General features: G+C 37.9%; 1 protein-coding gene. It reads left to right on the top strand.

The genetic code is table 11. The features are described 5' to 3' along the window. Nucleotides 1-314 (top strand): transposase (locus tag ACI3E5_RS17660; RefSeq protein ID WP_498822144.1); only part of this gene is annotated, 314 nt, incomplete at both ends.

Raw genomic sequence — 314 nt, 5'->3', positions numbered from 1 at the left:
AAACACATGAATCAAGCGTTCAATGAGTTGCGTATCCGTGAAATGAATGAACTTCGTAAAGCAGGACAGAAAAGCCAGACAGAAAAACTGAAAAAGAACTGGCGCTTTTTGCTAAAAAATCGTACAAACATCAACCATTATGAATACAAAACATGGAAAAGTTTCCGAGCACCAAAATACCCATTTCTTACTGAAGCTATGATGATTGATCGATTGCTTGAGTTTTCTACGCCCCTGAAGGAGGCGTATCCCTTTTTTCATGAATTAGTTGAAGCCTTTCGAGACAAAGACCCTGACTTATTTTTCTCCTTATT

The sequence above is a fragment of the Candidatus Enterococcus avicola genome (assembly GCF_047470845.1).
Lineage (GTDB): Bacteria > Bacillota > Bacilli > Lactobacillales > Enterococcaceae > Enterococcus_D > Enterococcus_D casseliflavus.
Note: the sequence above shows the minus strand (reverse complement) of the source record. Positions and strands in the feature narration are given on the sequence as shown.